This is a genomic window from Lutibacter sp. (assembly GCF_041555395.1).
Classification (GTDB): Bacteria; Bacteroidota; Bacteroidia; order Flavobacteriales; family Flavobacteriaceae; genus Lutibacter.
This window is the reverse complement of the sequence record NZ_JBFFKM010000030.1, coordinates 14,328-31,560: the sequence shown is the minus strand read 5'-3', so window position 1 is coordinate 31,560 and position 17,233 is coordinate 14,328. Positions and strand designations below refer to the sequence as shown.

17 protein-coding genes and 1 pseudogene are annotated in these 17,233 nt (G+C 33.1%); 12 read left to right on the top strand and 6 right to left on the bottom strand.

Going from position 1 to position 17,233, the window contains the following annotated elements; translation table 11 throughout:
* Nucleotides 1-612: pseudogene (locus ABY285_RS08060) on the top strand (TonB-dependent receptor); the annotation flags it as partial.
* A 60-nt stretch (nt 613-672) separates the two neighbouring features.
* Nucleotides 673-1,143: a DUF6495 family protein gene (locus tag ABY285_RS08055; protein ID WP_372768846.1), complete on the top strand. Its 471-nt coding sequence runs from the start codon at nt 673-675 to the stop codon at nt 1,141-1,143.
* Here the strand turns inward: ABY285_RS08055 and ABY285_RS08050 are convergent.
* A complete protein-coding gene (locus ABY285_RS08050) occupies nt 1,124-1,807 on the bottom strand; it encodes an NAD-dependent deacetylase (RefSeq protein WP_372768844.1) in 684 nt (227 codons plus the stop codon). The genes ABY285_RS08055 and ABY285_RS08050 overlap by 20 nt on opposite strands.
* Nucleotides 1,808-1,861: 54 nt before the next feature.
* Between ABY285_RS08050 and ABY285_RS08045 the strand changes: the two genes are divergently transcribed.
* Nucleotides 1,862-2,542, top strand: a complete 681-nt coding sequence (locus tag ABY285_RS08045) for a TrmH family RNA methyltransferase (RefSeq protein WP_372768842.1) — start codon at nt 1,862-1,864, stop codon at nt 2,540-2,542.
* Here the strand turns inward: ABY285_RS08045 and ABY285_RS08040 are convergent.
* From ABY285_RS08040 to ABY285_RS08025, 4 genes are all read right to left on the bottom strand, one after another.
* Nucleotides 2,532-2,900 (bottom strand): DUF4258 domain-containing protein, encoded by a 369-nt coding sequence (locus tag ABY285_RS08040; RefSeq protein WP_372768840.1) that lies wholly within the window; start codon nt 2,898-2,900, stop codon nt 2,532-2,534. The genes ABY285_RS08045 and ABY285_RS08040 overlap by 11 nt on opposite strands.
* A gap of 1 nt (nt 2,901) precedes the next feature.
* Entirely contained in the window at nt 2,902-4,104 is a 1,203-nt protein-coding gene (locus ABY285_RS08035) for an alanine dehydrogenase (protein WP_372768838.1), read from the bottom strand.
* The gene (tsaE, locus tag ABY285_RS08030; protein WP_372768836.1) at nt 4,097-4,513 is read right to left on the bottom strand and encodes a tRNA (adenosine(37)-N6)-threonylcarbamoyltransferase complex ATPase subunit type 1 TsaE; all 417 of its coding nucleotides are present in this window, start codon (nt 4,511-4,513) and stop codon (nt 4,097-4,099) included. The genes ABY285_RS08035 and tsaE overlap by 8 nt, the downstream gene beginning before the upstream one ends.
* A gap of 181 nt (nt 4,514-4,694) precedes the next feature.
* Entirely contained in the window at nt 4,695-6,242 is a 1,548-nt protein-coding gene (locus tag ABY285_RS08025) for a response regulator (protein WP_372768834.1), read from the bottom strand.
* A gap of 39 nt (nt 6,243-6,281) precedes the next feature.
* Here ABY285_RS08025 and ABY285_RS08020 point away from each other — a divergent pair, with 39 nt between their 5' ends.
* The 8 genes from ABY285_RS08020 (at nt 6,282) to ABY285_RS07985 (ending at nt 14,080) form a co-directional block, all read left to right on the top strand.
* Nucleotides 6,282-7,511: an HD domain-containing protein gene (locus tag ABY285_RS08020; protein ID WP_372768832.1), complete on the top strand. Its 1,230-nt coding sequence runs from the start codon at nt 6,282-6,284 to the stop codon at nt 7,509-7,511.
* Between the two features lie 34 nt (nt 7,512-7,545).
* Complete coding sequence (lpxD, locus tag ABY285_RS08015) at nt 7,546-8,583, top strand: UDP-3-O-(3-hydroxymyristoyl)glucosamine N-acyltransferase (RefSeq protein WP_372768829.1); 1,038 nt, start codon at nt 7,546-7,548, stop codon at nt 8,581-8,583.
* On the top strand, nt 8,580-9,977 hold the full coding sequence (locus ABY285_RS08010) for a bifunctional UDP-3-O-[3-hydroxymyristoyl] N-acetylglucosamine deacetylase/3-hydroxyacyl-ACP dehydratase (protein WP_372768827.1): 1,398 nt from the start codon (nt 8,580-8,582) through the stop codon (nt 9,975-9,977). Before lpxD ends, ABY285_RS08010 begins: the two co-directional genes overlap by 4 nt.
* Nucleotides 9,977-10,759, top strand: coding sequence for an acyl-ACP--UDP-N-acetylglucosamine O-acyltransferase (lpxA, locus tag ABY285_RS08005; RefSeq protein ID WP_372768825.1), 783 nt, complete (start codon nt 9,977-9,979; stop codon nt 10,757-10,759). Before ABY285_RS08010 ends, lpxA begins: the two co-directional genes overlap by 1 nt.
* 88 nt (nt 10,760-10,847) lie before the next feature.
* Nucleotides 10,848-11,414, top strand: a complete 567-nt coding sequence (gene efp / locus ABY285_RS08000; protein ID WP_372768823.1) for an elongation factor P — start codon at nt 10,848-10,850, stop codon at nt 11,412-11,414.
* Nucleotides 11,415-11,507: 93 nt separating this feature from the next.
* Nucleotides 11,508-12,431 carry a UDP-3-O-(3-hydroxymyristoyl)glucosamine N-acyltransferase gene (locus tag ABY285_RS07995; RefSeq protein WP_372768821.1) on the top strand — a complete coding sequence of 308 codons (924 nt, stop codon included), beginning with the start codon at nt 11,508-11,510 and terminating at the stop codon, nt 12,429-12,431.
* Nucleotides 12,432-12,507: 76 nt separating this feature from the next.
* Nucleotides 12,508-13,392 (top strand): succinate--CoA ligase subunit alpha, encoded by an 885-nt coding sequence (sucD, locus tag ABY285_RS07990; RefSeq protein ID WP_372768819.1) that lies wholly within the window; start codon nt 12,508-12,510, stop codon nt 13,390-13,392.
* A gap of 130 nt (nt 13,393-13,522) precedes the next feature.
* On the top strand, nt 13,523-14,080 hold the full coding sequence (locus tag ABY285_RS07985) for a TlpA family protein disulfide reductase (RefSeq protein ID WP_372768817.1): 558 nt from the start codon (nt 13,523-13,525) through the stop codon (nt 14,078-14,080).
* Between the two features lie 160 nt (nt 14,081-14,240).
* Here ABY285_RS07985 and ABY285_RS07980 read toward each other — a convergent pair whose 3' ends face one another.
* Nucleotides 14,241-15,056: a carboxypeptidase-like regulatory domain-containing protein gene (locus ABY285_RS07980; RefSeq protein ID WP_372768815.1), complete on the bottom strand. Its 816-nt coding sequence runs from the start codon at nt 15,054-15,056 to the stop codon at nt 14,241-14,243.
* 575 nt (nt 15,057-15,631) lie between these two features.
* On the opposite strand from ABY285_RS07980, the gene ABY285_RS07975 reads away from it, so the two are divergent.
* Nucleotides 15,632-17,191 carry an NAD(P)/FAD-dependent oxidoreductase gene (locus ABY285_RS07975; protein ID WP_372768813.1) on the top strand — a complete coding sequence of 520 codons (1,560 nt, stop codon included), beginning with the start codon at nt 15,632-15,634 and terminating at the stop codon, nt 17,189-17,191.
* Nucleotides 17,192-17,233 lie beyond the last annotated feature (42 nt).

Sequence of the window (17,233 nt, the reverse complement as noted above, 5' to 3'; positions counted from 1 at the left end):
TTGGCATATTCTAAATATGGGGATACACATAGAATTATTGGTGTGGCTTCTAAAACATGGCAATATGGAACCAACGATAAATGGGGAACTACACTTTCTACATTTTTTGAATATGCACAGGGAGGAAGATTTAATTATACCTATGGAGGTGATATAAATAATGATGGTTCATCATTGAATGATTTAATTTATGTTCCAACCGCTGCTGAAGTAAATCAAATGACATTTTCAGGTTCTGGACAAGCTGCAGCATTCGAGCAATTTATTCAACAAGATGACTATTTAAGTGGTATTAGAGGAAGTTATGCTGAGCGTTACGGAGCTTTAGCACCTTGGAGAGGAAAATGGGATATGAAATTTATTCAGGAATTAAAAGTCTCAAAAACCAATGCCATACAATTTAGTATTGATATTTTAAATGTAGGTAATCTAATCAATTCGGATTGGGGATTGGTGCAACAACCAAATGCAGTGCAGCCAATTGGCGTTTCTGTTGATGGAACCGGAACACCAACCTATACTTTCAATTCTGATTTAAAAGATACGTTTGTATATGATGCAAGTTTATTATCCAGATGGCAAATGCAGTTTGGATTGCGTTACTCATTCTAAACTTTAAATTTAATATATTTGAACCGCCCAATCTGGGCGGTTTTTTTATTCTTATATTTTATGAAATACAGACAATTAACGAAAGAACAATTTTTGGAATTACACCAGGAATTTGCTGAGTTTTTGGCAACTCAACAAATTGATGCAAAAGAATGGGCAAACATAAAAAAGGAAAATCCTTCTATGGCTGAAGAAGAATTAAATATATTTAGTGATGTTGTTTGGGAAGATGTTTTAAGTAAAACCGAATATTTAGAACATATTTCTGAAGGCCATATTAATTTATTTAAATGTCAGTCGGATCTCATTATTAGAATTTATATCAAATTAAAAAATAACAACAAAAGTTTTTTAAACACAGACGATTTTCAATGGTTTTTAAAGAATCCGCTCAATGAACAATTTGACTATTTTAAGGCAGAAAAAAAATATACAAAAGAGCGTAATTTTGAATTATTTGAACTCATTGAAATGGGAAGTCAAATTTCAAAAGGAGGATTATTTAATGCAATTAACCAATTAATTGGTTAACAACCTTAACAACGCCAATTGAAGCTTTTTCAGCCAAAACAGTTAAATTTGAATATAGATTTTGTTGAATAACAGGTTTCGGGTCAATAAAATAAATAGAAATGGTTGATTTTGCGCAATTAATTAAATGAGCGGCCGGATATACCTGCATGGACGTCCCCACAATAATTAAAATATCAGCTTCGGAAGTGATTTCAAGTGCTTTGTCAAACAAGGGTACATCTTCACCAAACCAAACAATATGAGGCCTGAGCTGTGAATTTTCTTCGCAAAAGTCACCCAAATTCATAGCTTTGTTCCAGTCATAAATTAAGTTGGTATTTTTAGTGCTTCTAGCCTTTAACAACTCGCCGTGCAAATGCAATACTTGTGAACTTCCTGCACGTTCATGCAAATCGTCAACATTTTGAGTTATAATGCTTACTTCATATTTTTTTTCAAGCGCTACCAATGCCTTGTGCGCTCCGTTTGGAAAAACTTCAAGTAACTGCGCCCTTCGTTTGTTGTAAAAACCCAATACTTTTTCCTTATCTTTTTGCCAGCCCATAGGTGAAGCTACTTCCATAACGTCATGTCCTTCCCATAATCCATTGGAATCCCTAAAGGTATTAATGCCACTTTCGGCACTAATACCTGCACCTGTTAATACAACTATTTTTTTCATATCTTTTAGTTATTCAAAAGTAAAATTTTATCTTTGAAAAAACACAATTTTCACATGGTAGATTATAAATTTATTGACTATTTAGAGCAGTTTGTTTCTGAAAAAAGAAGGAATTTATTCAAAGAAGTTTTAGAGAATCGAACGCGACATTTTACGGTAGCCATTGAGGATATTTTTATGCCGCAAAATGCCAGCGCTGTTGTGAGAAGTTGTGATGTTTTTGGTCTTCAAGATGTTCATATCATCGAAACTAAATATAAATTTTATGCATCAAACCATATCGCAAAAGGCGCCCAAAAATGGTTGGATTTTTCCGTATACCGAAACAAGGACAGTAACAATACGTTAGGTTGCATTGCGAATTTACGATCAAAAGGGTATAAAATTATCGCAACAACCCCACATAACGATTCCTGTTTTTTGCAAGATTTTGATATTTCAGAAAAGGCAGCTTTCTTTTTTGGGGTTGAAAAGGCTGGACTTTCAAAAGATGTGTTGGATAATGCGGACGGATCTTTAAAAATTCCGATGGTTGGTTTTACCGAAAGTCTGAACATTTCAGTGGCAGCTGCAATCATTCTTCAAAACATGACTGAAAAACTAAAAAAATCTGACGTGAATTGGCAATTGACAGCAATTGAAAAAGACGAAAAATACCAGGAATGGATGGAGAAATCCATAAAAAGCATAAAAAAAATTAAGGAAAATTATTATTCAAAAATTGCTATTCAATAATAATTTTTTCTATAAAGGCAAAAGAATCACATCTTTTAACGGTTAGCATGATATTTTTTAAACTATCTCGTCCTTTTATGTTATATTGAAAACAAGAATCTAATTTAATTTTATTCCAAATATCAACATTGCCATTTTTTAAAATTTGATTAATGCTTAAGGAATCTATTTTATTTGAATTTAAGACTTGCAATGCTTGCGAAGAGAAAACCTGTGGCTTTCTTCGAATACTTTTTAACACTCTGGAATTAGGAAGATAATCAAATTCTGCACTTTTTTTATCAAGAAAAAAGACCACCATCACTATACCAAAAAATAAACCAATTAAATAATAAGGCAAACGTTGTTTAACAGTCATTTTACAAAAACAATAAATTTATATCTCTAAAAGGCAAACTAAACCAGTCGGCCACAGTTTTGTTGGTTAAAATTCCGTGGTAAAAGTACATCCCTTTTTGCAAACTTTTGTCAAATCGAGCCGCATTTTCAAATCCGCCATCTTCAGCGATGCTCAACAAATAAGGCGTAAAAGTATTACTTATTGAAACTGAGGCTGTTCTTGAGTATCGGGAAGGAATATTTGGAACACAATAATGAATGATTCCGTGTTTTTCAAAAGTTGGTTTTTTATGGGTTGTAACCTCAGAAGTTTCAAAACATCCTCCACAATCAATACTAACATCAACTATTACAGCCCCATTCTTCATTTTCATTACCATTTCTTCCGTAACCAAAATAGGGGAGCGCAATTTTCCTCTAACAGCTCCAATGGCAACATCACAGCGCATTAATGCTTTTTGCAATGTTTTTGGTTGTATTGTTGACGTGTAAATAGGATGACCTAAACGGTGTTGTAAGCTTCGTAATTTTGCAATAGAATTGTCAAAGACTTTTATACTGGCTCCCAAGCCCATTGCAGAACGGGCCGCAAATTCACTAACGGTTCCTGCGCCTAAAATGACTACTTCCGTTGGTGGAACACCACCTATATTTCCCAATAATAAACCTTGTCCTTCATTATTCTTGCTCATTAATTCAGCAGCAATTAATATTGAAGCCGTTCCTGCAATTTCACTTAGCGATTTTACAATTGAAAAAACACCTTGGTCATCTCTAATAAAATCAAAAGCTATTGCAGTAATGCGTTTGCTTGCCAATTCCTCAAAATATTTTTTTGTCTGTGTTTTTAATTGCAAAGCCGAAAAAAGGATGCTTTGCGGATTCATTAATTTAATTTCATCTAAAGAAGGTGGTTCAACTTTTAATACCATTTGGCAACCAAATGCTTCTTTGATATCATAAGAAATTTTTGCTCCGGCTTCGGAATATTCATTATCCGAAAAGTTTGCCCCATCACCGGCTCCGGTTTCAATCACAAATTTATGTCCAAGCGCAGTTAATGCAGCAACAGCATCAGGGGTTAAACAAACTCTTTTTTCCTGATAATGCGTTTCTTTTGGAATTCCAATAACAAGTTCGCTTTTCCTTTTTATAATCTCTAAAGTTTCTTCTTGTGGAATTAACTCCTGCTGACTAAACGGTGAAGAAATTTTTTTACTCATTATTTCTAAGTTCTATAGTTCGTAATTGGTCGCTGTTTGAGGTTATTGTTATCAATACCGAATTTAAAGGTACTAAATTTTTTACTTTTTCCGGCCATTCTGCTAAGCACCACCAATCACTGTAAAAATATTCTTCAACGCCGATGTCTAAAGCTTCATTTTCATTATTTATTCTATAAAAATCAAAATGATATATTTTTTCGTCATTTGCGGTATGATATTCATTAACAATTGAAAAAGTAGGGGAACTTACATTATCTGAACTTCCTAATTGCTTTACAATTTCTTTAATCAAAGTGGTTTTTCCCACACCCATCTCTCCATAAAAAAGCAATACTTTGTGTTTTGCGGATTTTATAATTTCTTTTGCAATTGCGGGTAATTCTTCTAAAGAGTAATTTTTAATCATATACGGCTGGACTATACTTGATTGTTTAACTGTTTAACTGTGTAATTGTTTATTTGTAAAAAGTTGAAAAGTTGAAAATTGCTTATTTCCATTAACTTTTGTCTCTATTCTCTTTTCTTTAATCAGCTAATTTGCTAATTATCTATGCCTATTGCCTATTTGTTTACTTCTAACTCAAAACTTATTTAGGTACAAATATAGCACATGGAATAATCATTTCCTCTAAAGAAATTCCGCCATGTTGATAGGTATTTTTAAAATAGTTAACAAAATGATTGTAATTATTTGGATAGGCAAAAAAGATATCTTCTTTGGCAAAAATAAACGCGCTATTTATTGAAATTGATGGCAATAAGAGTTCCTTAGGGTTTTTAACGGCATAGACATCCTTCTCTTCATAAGACAAGCTTCTTCCGGTTTTGTATCTTAAATTGGAGCTTATATTTTTATCCCCGACCACTTTTGACGGAACCTTAGAGTTTATGGTGCCATGATCTGTTGTAATAATCAATTTTAATCCTAAATTTTGGGCTTTTTGAATGATTTCCAACAAAGGTGAATTTAAAAACCAACTATTGGTTAACGACCTATAAGCCTTGTCATCACTAGCCAATTCTTTAATAACTTCCATTTCAGTTTTTGAATGTGAAAGCATATCAACAAAATTGTAAACAATGACTGTTAAATCATTTTCTTTGATGGAATTAAAATTTTCAACCAATTGTTTTCCTGCTTTCAGATTGGTTATTTTATAAAATCCCCATTTAATATTTTGTCGAAGTCGTTTTAATTGTGCTTCTAAAAATTCTTCTTCATGTAAATTTTTACCGCCTTCATCTGGGTCATTTTTCCAATATTGAGGATGTTGTTGTTCCATTTCCAAAGGCATTAAACCTGAAAAAATAGCATTTCGGGCATATTGAGTAGCAGTTGGTAAGATACTGTAAAAAGCGATTTCTTCCTGTTTTTTATAATATTTAGTGATGGTTTGTTCTAAAATTTTAAACTGGTCGAGGCGTAGATTATCGATAACAACCAGTAAAGTTCCTTTTGAGGTATTAATCTCAGGAATTATTACTTTTTTGAATAGGGTATTCGACATAGTGGGCGCATCTTCATCCTGAATCCAATCTTTATAATTTTTCTTTATAAATTTAAAAAACAACGAATTGGCTTCTTGTTTTTGACTTTCCAATATTTCAATCATTCCTGAATCGCTGATGTTTTCAAGTTCCAATTCCCAATAAACCAACTTGTTATAAATATTAATCCATTCTTCATAAGAATTTACCATACCCAAATCCATTGCTATTTTTCTAAATTCCTGCTGATAATTTGAGGTGGTTTTTTCTGAAATCAAACGAGAATGGTCTAAATTCTTTTTTAAACTCAACAATATTTGATGTGGATTAACAGGTTTAATTAAATAATCAGCAATTTTATTCCCAATAGCTTCTTCCATAATATATTCCTCTTCGCTCTTGGTAATCATCACAATTGGAAGGTTTGGTCGTTTGCTTTTTATTTGGCTTAACGTTTCTAACCCGCTTAAACCCGGCATATGTTCATCTAAAAAAACAATGTCATAATTGTTTTCTTCACACATATCAATCGCGTCGGCACCATTATTGGATACAGAAACAGAATATCCTTTTTTCTCCAAAAAAAGAATGTGAGGTTTTAAAAGATCTATTTCATCATCAACCCATAAAATTTTTATATTACCCATATTGTTATCTTTGTACTATCATTTATAAAACTCATTGTTTTGAACGAAAAAAAAACGAACAAACTAAAAATATTAAACGACCCAATTTACGGATTTATTACAATTCCTAATATTTTAATTCACAATTTAATTGAACACCCTTATTTTCAAAGATTAAGAAGAATATCTCAAATGGGATTGTCATACTTGGTTTATCCGGGTGCACACCACACACGATTTCACCATGCCATAGGAAGTGTGCATTTAATGCAGAAAGCAGTAAGAATTTTAAAATTTAAAGGCACTCAAATTTCCGAAGAAGAGGCAACGGCAGTTTATATTGCGATTTTATTGCACGATATTGGTCACGGACCATTTTCGCATGCGTTAGAAGGGCAATTTATTAAAGGTATTTCTCATGAAAATATTTCATTGTTGTTTATGGAGGCTTTAAATGTTGAGTTTCACGGACAACTTTCATTGGCGATTGAAATATTTCAGGGAAATTATCATCGTAAATTTTTATACCAACTAATTTCGAGTCAGTTAGATGTGGATAGGCTTGATTATTTAAAACGGGATAGTTTTTATACAGGCGTTGCTGAAGGAACCATAAATTCCGAACGTTTAATTACGATGCTCAATGTGAAAAATGATAATTTGGTGGTTGAAGAAAAGGGGATTTACAGTGTTGAGAGTTTTATTGTTTCCCGCAGAATCATGTATTGGCAGGTTTATTTGCATAAAACGGCGCTTGTTGCAGAAAAATTATTAGAAAAAATATTAAAACGCGCTAAAGAACTTTCTTTATCGGGCATAGAATTGCCGGCTACAAAAACGCTGTCCATTTTTTTAAAACAACCCATTAATAAAGCTCATGTTTCTCAAGAAAACTTAAAATTGTTTTCAAAACTTGATGATTATGATATTTTGGCTGCCATAAAAGAATGGATTTCTAACGATGATAAGATACTTTCAAGTTTGTCCAAAAGTCTTGTTAACAGAAGATTGCCAAAAGTAATGCTTCAAAATGAACCTTTTACCAAAAACCAATTGTTAACCATAAAAGAACAGGTTAAAGAAAAGTTCAATTATAGCAATGGCGAGCTGGATTATTTTGTATATCACGGCGAAATTTGCAATCAGGCTTATGATGCAACAAAAAATAATATTCAAATTATATATAAAAACGGAAGCTTAAAGGATGTAACAGAGGCATCTGACCATTTAAATATACAGGCATTGTCTAATCCGGTTTATAAGTACTATATCTGCTATCCAAAGAAATAGGTGGAGTTGAAGTTTTTTTTTACTTTTGCATATCATGAAATTTACAGCAATTCAAATAGCAGAAATTTTAGAAGGAGAAATCTTCGGAAATAAAAACGTTGAAGTATTTAGTCTTTCAAAAATTGAAGAAGGAGAAAAAGGATCTCTAACATTTCTGTCGAATCCCAAATATACCCCTTATCTATATACCACAAAAGCGTCCATAGTGATTGTGAATATGGACTTTGTGCTTGAAAAAGAGGTTGAAACAACCCTCATTAAAGTTAATGATGCTTATCAGGCTTTTTCAACACTATTGGAGTTTTATGATCAAGTAAAATTAAGAAAAACCGGAATAGAAAAGCCGTCTTTTATTGACGAATCAGCAATTTTTGGCACTAATTTATATTTAGGGGCTTTTTCTTACATAAGCGCCGACGTTTTTATTGGTGATAATGTAAAAATTTACCCGAATGTTTATATTGGTGATAATGTAAAAATTGGCGATAACGCAATAATTCACGCAGGTTCAAAAATTTATTCCGAAACAATTATCGGTTCAAATTGCACATTGCACGCCGGCGTAATTTTGGGTTCGGACGGGTTTGGCTTTGCCCCGGATGCCTCAGGGATTTTTACTAAAATACCCCAAATAGGAAATGTTGTTATTGAAGACAATGTTGATATTGGCGCAGCAACAACTATTGACAGAGCTACATTAGGCTCAACAATAATAAGAAACGGCGTAAAATTAGACAACCAAATTCAAATAGCTCATAATGTTGAGATAGGTCAAAACACAGTTATTGCAGCGCAAACAGGTGTTGCAGGTTCAACAAAAATTGGTGAAAATTGTATGATAGGAGGACAAGTTGGGATTGTTGGGCATATAAGTATTGGAAATAACGTCAGGATACAAGCTCAGGCTGGCGTAGGAAGAAATATTAAAGACAATGAAATAATACAAGGATCTCCTGCAATGGGATATTCAGATTTTAGTAAATCATTTGTTTATTTTAAAAAATTACCCGAACTGGTTGCAACCATAAATGCATTGGAGAAAGATATTAAAGCTTTAAAAGAGAAAAAATGAAGAATAAACAAAAAACTATCAAAAAAGAAGTAACACTTTCGGGTGTTGGTTTGCATACTGGCAATAAAGTCACCCTAACTTTTAAGCCTGCACCCATAAATCATGGATATATTTTTGTGAGAAAAGATTTAGAAGGAGAACCAATTATTGAGGCAAGCGCAGAATATGTTATAAATACACAAAGAGGTACAAATCTTGAAAAGAAAGGTGTTTTTGTAAATACTTCTGAACATGTTTTAGCTGCAGTTGTAGCCCTTGATATAGATAATATTATTATTGAAATCAATGCTCCAGAGCCTCCAATAATGGACGGATCATCCAAACATTTTGTGGAAGCCCTTGAAAAAGCTGAAATAGAAGAGCAAGATGCCGAAAGAGACGAATATATTGTCAAAAACATTATTTCGTATAAAGATGAAGAAACTGGAAGCGAAATTATTTTAATGCCTTGCGATACTTATCAAATAACAGCTATGGTTGATTTTGGCACCAAAGTTTTAGGCACCCAAAATGCAACAATGAATTCGCTTTCAGAATTTAAAACTGAAATAGCGAATGCAAGAACTTTTAGTTTCCTTCACGAATTGGAAACTTTGTTGGACAATAACTTAATTAAAGGAGGCGATTTAAACAATGCCATTGTTTATGTGGATAAAGAAATATCTGAGGTAACAATGTCCAAATTAAAAAAGGCCTTTAATAAAGAGACACTCACTGTTAAACCAAACGGCATATTGGACAACCTTACATTACGTTGGGCAAATGAAGCTGCCCGTCATAAGTTGTTAGATGTTATTGGAGATTTGGCTTTAGTTGGCACAAGAATCAGAGGGAAAATTATTGCAAATAAACCGGGACATTTGGTAAATACTGTTTTTGCAAAAAAACTTCAAAAAATTATTAAACTAGAAAAACGAAATTGTGTTCCAAAATTCGATTTAACACAACCTCCTTTAATGGATATTCATAAAATTATGAGTATTCTTCCTCACAGACCACCTTTTTTGTTGATAGACCGGATTTTAGAATTATCGGATAGGCATGTGGTGGGAATGAAAAATGTGACCATGAATGAAGCTTATTTCATTGGACATTTTCCAGGGGCACCCGTAATGCCTGGTGTTTTGCAAGTTGAAGCAATGGCACAATGTGGCGGTGTATTGGTATTAAGCACTGTTCCAGATCCGGAAAATTACTTGACTTATTTTATGAAAATGGATAATGTTAAGTTTAAACAAAAAGTTTTACCAGGAGATACTTTAATTTTTAGTGCTGAATTAATTTCACCAATAAGAAGAGGGATCTGTCATATGCAGGCTTACGGCTATGCAAATGATAAATTGGTGGTAGAGGCAGTATTAATGGCGCAAATAGCCAGAAAACCTACAGAATAATGAATCAACCTTTAGCATATATACATCCACAGGCGAAAATTGCAACAAACGTTGTTGTTGAACCTTTTACCACAATTCATAACAATGTCATAATTGGCTCAGGAACTTGGATTGGTTCAAATGTAACCATTATGGAAGGCGCCAGAATTGGAAAAGATTGCAGAATTTTTCCCGGAGCAGTTATTTCCGCAATTCCTCAAGATTTAAAATTTGATGGAGAGGATTCATTGGCAATTATTGGAAATAATACCACAATTAGAGAATGTGTCACCGTAAACAGAGGTACAAAAGCACTTGGAAAAACACAAATTGGCGACAATTGTTTAATTATGGCTACCACACATATTGCCCACGATTGTATCATTGGCAATAATTGTATTTTGGCAAATGGGTCCATTATTGCGGGACATGTCACTATAGGTGATTTTGCAATTTTAAGTGGATTGGTGGCTGTACATCAATTTATTCATATTGGAGAACATTCTATGGTTTCAGGAGGTTCATTGGTGAGAAAAGATGTTCCTCCTTTTTCTAAAGCCGGAAAAGAACCATTGTCTTATATCGGTATTAATTCGATAGGATTGAGAAGAAGAGGATTTGATACAGAAAAAATTAGAGAAATTCAAGATATATATAGAATCTTATATCAAAAAAATTACAATACTACGCAGGCTTTGGAAAAAATTGAAGCCGAAATGGAAGCAACTAAAGAAAGAGACCAAATAATTCTTTTCATTAAAAATTCTCAAAGGGGAATTATGAAGGGTTATTCAGGAAGTTAATAATTAATAACATAAAGTACTAAGTATAAAGCCTTATTAACAAAGCTGAGACTTATAATTTAGAGCTTAAAACTTAAAACTATAAAAAATGGCAACTACATCAGATATTAGAAATGGATTATGTTTAAGATATAATAATGATATTTTTAAAGTAATTGAATTTTTACACGTAAAACCAGGTAAAGGCCCTGCTTTTGTGAGAACAAAAATGAAAAGTTTATCTTCAGGTAAAGTCTTGGATAATACATTTCCTGCAGGAAGAAAAATAGAAGACATAAGAGTTGAAACTCAAAAATTTCAATATTTATATCCGGAAGGTGATTCATTTCACTTTATGAATACACAAGATTATAATCAAATCACTTTGAGTAAAAACGCATTGGATGCACCGGATCTTTTAAAAGAAGGTGAAATTGTAACCATTATTATCAATACGGAAGATGACTTGCCGCTTTCAGTCGATATGCCAGCAAGTGTGGTTTTGGAAATAACACATACAGAGCCCGGTGTAAAAGGAAACACTGCGACAAACGCAACTAAACCTGCAACTGTTGAAACAGGCGCGACTATTAATGTCCCTTTGTTTATTAATGAAGGTGATAAAATAAAGATAGATACTGCAAAAGGAGCTTATTTAGAACGCGTTAAAGAATAATTTTTATCAAACGAGCTTTACAAATTTTGACACACAAAGGAATGATTAAATGCGAACAGCATCTGTTACCGCTAAAAAATAAAATTTAAACAGATGAAATTTCCACGAAAATATAAATTGAAAGAAATTGCGGACATTATTGATGCAACTTTTGTAGGTCCTTCCGATTTTTCAATTTCAGGGTTTAATGAAATTCATGTGGTTGAAGAAGGCGATATTGTTTTTGTCGATCACCCAAAATATTATGATAAAGCGTTGAATTCAAAGGCCTCGGTTATTTTGATAAATAAAGAAGTGGAATGTCCTGAAGGAAAAGCATTGCTGATTTCAGAAGATCCGTTCACAGATTTCAATAAACTTACCAAACATTTTAATCCGTTTAAAGCTGTTAATTCATCAATTTCAAAATCGGCAGTAATAGGGGAAAATACGGTTATTCAACCAAATGTATTTATAGGAAATAATGTTAAAATTGGTGATAATTGCCTAATTCATCCCAATGTAACTATTTACGACAATTGTATTTTAGGAAACAATGTGACCATTCATGCAGGATCTGTTTTAGGTGCGGATGCATTTTATTATAAAAAACGTGCAGATGGTTATGATAAATTGCTTTCAGGCGGTAGCGTGATTATTGAAGATAATGTTGATATTGGTGCACTTTGCACCATTGACAGAGGTGTTTCTGCCAACACAACCATTAAAAAAGGCACAAAAATAGACAATCAGGTTCAGGTTGGTCACGATACTGTTATAGGCGAAAATTGTTTAATTGCTTCACAAACCGGCATTGCAGGTTGCGTTATTATTGAAAATAATGTTACTTTATGGGGGCAAGTTGGCACAAATAGCGGAATTACCATTGGAGAAGGCGCGGTTGTTTTAGGACAAACAGGCGTAACCAAATCGCTAAAAGGAGGCATCAGTTATTTTGGAACACCAGTGGAGGAATCAAGAAAGAAATTGAAGGAAATGGCTGAAATAAAACAAATGATAAAAAATCAAAAAAAGTAATAAATTCAGCCGTCTTAAACTTAGAAAAAATTACTTTTGTAATACGATAAATACTTTAATTCAAAAATAAACTTAAATGAGCGTTTTAGTCAATAAAGATTCAAAAATAATTGTACAAGGATTTACTGGAAGTGAAGGCACTTTTCACGCAACCCAAATGATAGCATATGGAACAAATGTTGTTGGTGGCGTAACTCCTGGAAAAGGAGGAACATTACATTTAGAAAAACCTGTTTTTAATACCGTGCAAGATGCAGTTGATAAAGTAAAAGCAGATACGTCAATAATTTTTGTGCCACCGGCATTTGCCTCTGACGCTATTATGGAAGCCGCTGCCGCAGGAATTAAAGTAATTATTTGTATTACAGAAGGGATTCCTGTTGCTGATATGGTCAAAGTAAAAGCTTATATTGACAATAAAGACTGTAGATTGGTTGGACCTAATTGTCCGGGAGTAATTACACCAGGCGAAGCAAAAGTAGGCATTATGCCAGGTTTTATTTTCAAAAAAGGAAATGTAGGTATTGTTTCCAAATCTGGAACATTAACTTATGAGGCTGCCGATCAGGTGGTGAAAAAAGGATATGGAATTACTACAGCCATTGGTATTGGAGGAGATCCAATTATTGGAACAACCACAAAAGAAGCTGTTGAATTGTTAATGAATGATCCAGAAACTGAACTAATTGTAATGATTGGTGAAATAGGAGGCCAACTCGAAGCAGAGGCTGCCCGCTGGGTAAAAGAAACAGGAAATAAAAAACCTGTGGTTGGTTTTATCGCCGGCCAAACTGCTCCAAAAGGTAGAACAATGGGACATGCAGGCGCAATTGTTGGAGGGAAAGATGATACGGCACAAGCGAAAATGGCTATTTTAAGAGAAAATGGAATTTACGTTGTGGAATCTCCAGCTAAAATTGGCGAAAAAGTAGCTGAAATATTAGGAAAACTAAAGGATTAACAGCCAAATAATAGGTTAGTTACAATTTTTAAATAAAAAAACCTTTGAATTTCAAAGGTTTTTTTATTTTGAATTGTAAGGAATTGTAAGGAATTGTAAATAAAACTACTAAATCTAAAAATAGAAGTTTATGAATTTCAAATTAAATAAAAAGTCTGTTTCAAACATTATTTTTGTAATAGCTATAGCAGTATTGTTGTATCCATCTTCAAGAGAGTGGTTTATGCGCCAAATTGCCTTTGCGCCATCAATAAAAAATGTTGATAAAAGTGAAAAGTTAAGTTCTAATGATTGGAGCTTAAAAGGATTAAATACGGAAAGCATCAATTTTAAGGAACTTGAAAACAAGGTAATTTTTGTGAATTTTTGGGCTACTTGGTGTCCACCTTGCAGAGCAGAAATGCCAATGATACAAAAATTATATGCTGATTATAAAGATAAAGTGTCTTTTGTATTTGTAACCAACGAAGATTGGGGGAAAGTTGAGGTTTTTTTTAATAAAAACGGATATGACTTACCTGTTTACAATTCATTGAGTTTACCACCAGACAGTTTTACGAAAACAAACAGCATCCCGGCAACATATTTAATTGATAAAAGTGGAAATATATTAATTGCAAAAACAGGTTCAGCCGATTGGAACAGTAATAAAATAAGAGAATTATTAGATGAACTAGTCGCAAAGTGAAAATTGATTATTTGTTCGCTTCGGCTTCGCTAAGCAACCCTTATTTATTTGTTTAACTGTTTAATCGTTTAATTGTGAACGGTTTATTTCCATTAACTTTTGTCGCTACTCTCTTTTCTGTAATCAGCTAATTTGCTCATTAACTAATTGCCTAATTGTTTTACTTTTCCTTAATAGTGCTTCCTTTTTTAATGGCTTTATGATTTTCGTAACAAAGCAAAACTGCTTCAATAAGCTGTAAATCGCTGGCAGATTTTATAAAATAGTCAGAGTAATTACATTCATTTAACAATTCATTTAACTCTCCAGCAGACATCCCTAAATATTCCATCAATAATTCTCTGTTAAACTTGGCTTCCAACATGTTGCGAAGATTATCATCATCTTTCAATTTCTTCAACTTTTTTAACTGTTTCGGACTTTTACCAAACATATTGTATACATAATCAATGGGTCTAAAAAGGGCGTCAATGGGTGAATTAAATTCTTTACGCTGTCTCGATCCTACCTCATAAGTTTGAGGCAAACCGTTTATATGAATACGGGAATATTTATCTTGAGGGACATTTTTTGCATCAATTTCTAAAACACCGATAAGTTTGTGGGAGCTCACCACAATTTCATCCATTGGTTCAGTTCTTTCATATAATTCAATAACCAATTCATTTCCTTTCAGTAAATCGTTGGTGATTTTTAGTTTTATGGATTGAAACCCCAAGTAAGAAACATAAATAGTATCATTTACGATGGTTGCAAGCTCAAACATTCCATTATTATTAGAAATTGTCCCAATTACCGAATTTAAATTAAATAAATGTGCACCAGCTAAAGGCAATTTACTGGCATTATCAATAATCTGGCCTCTTAATGTAACCAAAATTGAACTTTTTTTTAGGGTATCGGTATTTTTAATTTCCTGTGAAAAACCCTGCAGTGAAAGTAAAAATAAAGCCGTATATAATATTTTATTTAGCATATGCAATGATACTTATTTCTAAGCAAATTTAAGTTAAAGATGTGTGAAAAACAGCGAATAGTCCCTAAAATACTACCTTAAAAAAATTATAATCTGAAATTTCAAATTATTTAATAAAATTTTGATTTGAATATAAAAAACAATTCAAATTATTTCAGCATAAACGATTGCATAACAATTATGTAAAACTTAAAATATATTTTATATATATTTGGGTATATTAGACGCTTAAGCACCATATATTATTAATTGCAACCCCTTTAAATGCACTTAAATTTTTTTATACAGATTTACTAAATTCTTGTAACGAAATCTTAAAATCTCTTGATGTAAAAACAAAAATGACTAATGATAAAATTCCTACATGACATCTGTAAAAAAAACTCCTGCAAGTAGGAATGACCATTAATTGTTTTAAATATGCCAATGTGAGATTAGTAAAAATAATTGTATAAGAAAATTATGATTTTAATTGAAAAATAAATTAGTGAAATTGAAACAGAATTAAATTCAAGAAAATAAAAAACCATTTTTTGAGTTTAGTTTTTCTTTGAAATTTGAGTATTTTTGCATTTATGATTAAAAACATACAACTTCGGATTCCTCTTCAAGAAGAAAAGCTGGAAGGTATTTTAGAAAAAAAGTCGGCACGCTTTTTAGGTATTGATCAAAAAGACATCAATGCTGTAAAAGTGTTAAGAAAATCTATTGATGCCCGAAAGTCTGAAATATTTTTTAATTATAAAGTTGCTGTATACATTCAAGAGCAACTGCCTGAATCTTCTGAATATTCATTCGAATACAAAGATGTTTCTTCTGCTAAAAAAATACATATAATTGGTTTTGGGCCAGCAGGTATGTTTGCCGCATTACGTTGCATTGAACTGGGTTATAAACCTGTGGTATTGGAAAGAGGAAAAAAAGTTAAGGAAAGAAGGCGGGATTTACGCGCTATCAATCAATTTCATATTGTGGATGAAGATTCTAATTATTGTTTTGGTGAAGGTGGCGCTGGCACTTATTCCGACGGAAAATTATATACACGAAGTTTAAAACGCGGTGATGTTCGCAGGGTTTTTGAAAATTTTGTGTTTCACGGCGCTACCGAGCAAATTCTTGTTGATGCCCATCCGCATATCGGCACCAATAAATTACCCAAAATTGTAGAAAACATTAGGGAAACCATTTTAAAATTTGGCGGTGAAATTCATTTTGAAAGCAGGGTGGTAGATTTCATTATTAAAGACCATAAAATTTGTGCAATAAAATTACAAAACGATAAAGAAATGCCTGTGCAGGCGTTAATTTTAGCAACCGGACATTCGGCACGTGACATTTATTATTTACTGCACAGAAAAAATATTTTCTTAAAAGCCAAATCTTTCGCAATGGGCGTTCGCGTTGAACATCCTCAGCAAATTATTGATTCTGTTCAATATCATTGTGAAGATGAACGCAATGAATTGTTGCCGCCGGCTGCTTATAGTTTGGTTCATCAGGTAAATGACAGAGGTGTGTATTCATTTTGCATGTGCCCTGGCGGATTTATTGTTCCTGCTGCAACTGCTCCTGGAGAAGTGGTGGTAAACGGAATGTCGCCTTCAAAACGAAACAGCAAATTTGCAAATTCCGGAATTGTAGTGGAAATAAATGCAGAAAAGGATTTACACAAATACGAGCAATTTGGTGTTTTAAGAGGGTTGGAATTTCAAAAAGATATGGAAAAACTGGCTTTTTTGGCAGGAGGCAGAAGTCAGGCTGCCCCAGCTCAAAGACTTACCGATTTTGTAGAAGGAAGATTGTCTTCAAGTTTGAATGAAACTTCTTATCAGCCTGGATTAAAATCGGCGCCTTTACATTCCTTATTGCCAAAAATAATTGGAGGCCGATTGAGAAAGGGGTTTATTGAATTTGGACAAAAAATGAAAGGGTTTTATACCGAAGAAGCAAATGTTGTGGGCGTGGAATCACGAACTTCTTCACCTGTGAATATCCCTCGAAAAGAAAACTTAGAGCATCCTGAAATAGCCGGACTTTTCCCTTGCGGAGAGGGTGGAGGCTATGCCGGCGGAATTGTTTCTGCCGCTATGGATGGTGAACGTTGTGCGGAAGCTGCCATAAAAATGATTCATTAAAAATTTAATAACCTTTATAAGCTAAATTTTTCTTTTGCCATT

What these genes read in the sequence shown, in the direction of transcription:
- ABY285_RS08055 (WP_372768846.1), top strand. Translation starts at nt 673, where the DNA reads ATGAAATACAGACAATTAACGAAAGAACAATTTTTGGAATTACACCAG.
- ABY285_RS08050 (WP_372768844.1), bottom strand. Translation starts at nt 1,807, where the DNA reads ATGAAAAAAATAGTTGTATTAACAGGTGCAGGTATTAGTGCCGAAAGT.
- ABY285_RS08045 (WP_372768842.1), top strand. Translation starts at nt 1,862, where the DNA reads ATGGTAGATTATAAATTTATTGACTATTTAGAGCAGTTTGTTTCTGAA.
- ABY285_RS08040 (WP_372768840.1), bottom strand. Translation starts at nt 2,900, where the DNA reads ATGACTGTTAAACAACGTTTGCCTTATTATTTAATTGGTTTATTTTTT.
- ABY285_RS08035 (WP_372768838.1), bottom strand. Translation starts at nt 4,104, where the DNA reads ATGAGTAAAAAAATTTCTTCACCGTTTAGTCAGCAGGAGTTAATTCCA.
- tsaE (WP_372768836.1), bottom strand. Translation starts at nt 4,513, where the DNA reads ATGATTAAAAATTACTCTTTAGAAGAATTACCCGCAATTGCAAAAGAA.
- ABY285_RS08025 (WP_372768834.1), bottom strand. Translation starts at nt 6,242, where the DNA reads ATGGGTAATATAAAAATTTTATGGGTTGATGATGAAATAGATCTTTTA.
- lpxD (WP_372768829.1), top strand. Translation starts at nt 7,546, where the DNA reads ATGAAATTTACAGCAATTCAAATAGCAGAAATTTTAGAAGGAGAAATC.
- ABY285_RS08010 (WP_372768827.1), top strand. Translation starts at nt 8,580, where the DNA reads ATGAAGAATAAACAAAAAACTATCAAAAAAGAAGTAACACTTTCGGGT.
- lpxA (WP_372768825.1), top strand. Translation starts at nt 9,977, where the DNA reads ATGAATCAACCTTTAGCATATATACATCCACAGGCGAAAATTGCAACA.
- efp (WP_372768823.1), top strand. Translation starts at nt 10,848, where the DNA reads ATGGCAACTACATCAGATATTAGAAATGGATTATGTTTAAGATATAAT.
- ABY285_RS07995 (WP_372768821.1), top strand. Translation starts at nt 11,508, where the DNA reads ATGAAATTTCCACGAAAATATAAATTGAAAGAAATTGCGGACATTATT.
- sucD (WP_372768819.1), top strand. Translation starts at nt 12,508, where the DNA reads ATGAGCGTTTTAGTCAATAAAGATTCAAAAATAATTGTACAAGGATTT.
- ABY285_RS07985 (WP_372768817.1), top strand. Translation starts at nt 13,523, where the DNA reads ATGAATTTCAAATTAAATAAAAAGTCTGTTTCAAACATTATTTTTGTA.
- ABY285_RS07980 (WP_372768815.1), bottom strand. Translation starts at nt 15,056, where the DNA reads ATGCTAAATAAAATATTATATACGGCTTTATTTTTACTTTCACTGCAG.
- ABY285_RS07975 (WP_372768813.1), top strand. Translation starts at nt 15,632, where the DNA reads ATGATTAAAAACATACAACTTCGGATTCCTCTTCAAGAAGAAAAGCTG.